The organism is Roseofilum capinflatum BLCC-M114 (genome assembly GCF_030068505.1).
GTDB classification, from domain to species: domain Bacteria; phylum Cyanobacteriota; class Cyanobacteriia; order Cyanobacteriales; family Desertifilaceae; genus Roseofilum; species Roseofilum capinflatum.
Map to the genome: position 1 here is coordinate 1 of NZ_JAQOSO010000067.1, position 2,238 is coordinate 2,238.

Annotated in this window: 2 protein-coding genes; one reads left to right on the forward strand and one right to left on the reverse strand. The window is 53.7% G+C overall.

Annotation, left to right across the window (positions count from 1 at the left end; genetic code table 11):
• The first annotated feature begins 188 nt into the window (after positions 1 to 188).
• Positions 189 to 1,433 carry a GNAT family N-acetyltransferase gene (locus PMG25_RS11850; protein WP_283767112.1) on the forward strand — a complete coding sequence of 415 codons (1,245 nt, stop codon included), beginning with the start codon at positions 189 to 191 and terminating at the stop codon, positions 1,431 to 1,433.
• Between the two features lie 244 nt (positions 1,434 to 1,677).
• On the opposite strand, the gene PMG25_RS11855 is transcribed toward PMG25_RS11850, so the two are convergent.
• Positions 1,678 to 2,238, reverse strand: a 561-nt coding sequence (locus PMG25_RS11855) for a WD40 repeat domain-containing protein (RefSeq protein WP_283767113.1), incomplete at its 5' end; no start/stop codon positions are given.

The window sequence follows — 2,238 nt, forward strand, 5'->3', positions numbered from 1 at the left end:
ATTGCCTATTGCCTATTGCCTATTGCCTATTGCCTATTGCCTATTGCCTATTGCCTATTGCCTATTGCCTATTGCCCCTTGCCTTTTGCCTATTGCCCCTTGCCCCTTGCCCCTTGCCTATTGCCCCTTGCCTTTTGCCTTTTGCCTCTTGCCTTTCCCCGCCCCCCTGTCGATTGAGAGAATATCCTATGATGCCAGCGTCTCCCCAAAATTTAGAAAAACAAACAGAAGTTCGGAGTTTGCAACATCGAGACCTAGATGTGGTGGAAGCTTTGCTCGATACAGCCACTTCATCCCCAGGGATGAGCAAGGATCAACCCTATTCGGGTGAGGAGATTCGCCAGTGGTTTGGACTTTTGAAACTGTTGAGTTTATTTCCCAATCCCTGGCGCTATAAGCTGTCGATTCATGTGGCGGGGCAGCGTCATAGCTCAGAAACGGCGGAGGGAGAGGTGGTGGGAGCGATCCAAATTTCTCCGTTTAACCGCACCCGCAGTACCTGGCGCGTGGATCGGGTAGGCGTGAGACCAGGGGTCTCGCGAGCCGGGATTGGGTCTTTGTTGCTGCGCCACTGTATGCAAGCGGTGCGGGAAGCGAGAACCTGGTTGTTGGAAGTGAATGTGAATGAGGCCGATGAGATTGCCCTCTATCGCCAAAATGGGTTTCAGCCGTTGGCTCAGATGACCTATTGGGCGATCGCCCCAGAACAGCTCGCAAAGTTGGCCCAACGGGAGCCAGATCTGCCCAATCTCCTGCCGGTCAGTAATGCGGACGCAGGGCCCCTTTATCAGCTCGATACTGTAGCTATGCCGCCCTTTGTGCGCCAGGTGTTTGACCGCCATATGGAGGACTTTAAGACCCCCTTATTGCAATCGATTATGGAGGGAATTAAGCAATGGTGGAATAAAACCGAGGTGGTGAGTGGCTATGTGTTTGAACCGCAACGACAAGCGGCGATCGGTTATTTTCAGCTCCACTTACAGCGTCAGGGGAATGCTGGACATCAAGCCGAGTTGACGGTACACCCCGCCTATACTTGGCTCTATCCGGAATTGATGGCCCAAATGGCTCGCATTACCCAGGAGTTCCCCCCCCAACCTCTACATCTGGCTTCGGCAGATTATCAACCGGAACGGGAGGAATATTTGCAGCAAATTGGCGCAAGTCGGATCGGCCATACTTTAATGATGTCGCGATCGGTTTGGCATAAATTGCGCGAGTCTAAGCTGGTTTCTCTGGACAGTCTGCAACTCTCGGATATGCTGCAAGGCTTGCAACCGGCAGGCAAACCGATTCCAGGACGGATGTCCATTCTCCATTCCTTGAGCTTGGAGGAGAACTCAGAAGGCTACCCCCATCCCCATGGTGGCAAAGAAGGTAATTCTGGAGTTGAAGGTGAGGCAACTGGGGACAAGGGTTCATCGGTGGATTGAGGATTGTAGGGGAAGAAACCGGGCAAGATGGGAAAAGACAAGCGGGCAAAATGGGAAAAGACAAGCGGGCAAGATGGGAAAAGACAAGCGGGCAAGATGCCCGCACTCCTGAAATCCCCTGATATTACTGGAGTGGGAGCGTCTGGCTCCCTAGAGTTTTAATGATGGTGTTTCCGCTTCGCGGACATAATAGGAGCTACCCACCAGAAGCCCACCAGAAACCCCACCCAACTTTCCCCCATTGTTAATTGTTAATTTTTAATTGATAAACCCGTCCTCCCCTATCCCCTGCCACCACCGTACAGCCATCCGGCGCAACCGCACAGCACAACACAGCACCCTCCGCCGTAAACGTCGCCAGCACCTCCCCCGTCTGCAAGTCCCACACCTTCAGCGTGTTATCCCATGAACCCGACACCGCTCGTTTCCCATCTGGAGTCACCGCTACCACTCGTACAAAGTTACTATGACCGGAAAGGGTAAGCTGTGGCTCCCCCGTCTGCAAGTCCCACACCTTCAGCGTCTCATCCCCTGAACCCGACACCGCTCGTTTCCCATCTGGGGTCACCGCTACCGCGTCTACCGAGGAACTATGACCGGAAAGGGTAAGCTGTTGCTCTCCCATCTGCAAGTCCCACACCTTCAGCGTGTTATCGTATGAACCCGACACCGCTCGTTTCCCATCTGGGGTCACCGCTACCGCTACTACCGAGGAACTATGACCGGAAAGGGTAAGCTGTTGCTCTCCCATCTGCAAGTCCCACACCTTCAGCGTGTTATCGTATGAACCCGACACCGCTCGTTT

Coding starts and splice junctions, on each gene's coding strand:
- PMG25_RS11850 (WP_283767112.1), top strand. CDS start 189: ATGATGCCAGCGTCTCCCCAAAATTTAGAAAAACAAACAGAAGTTCGG.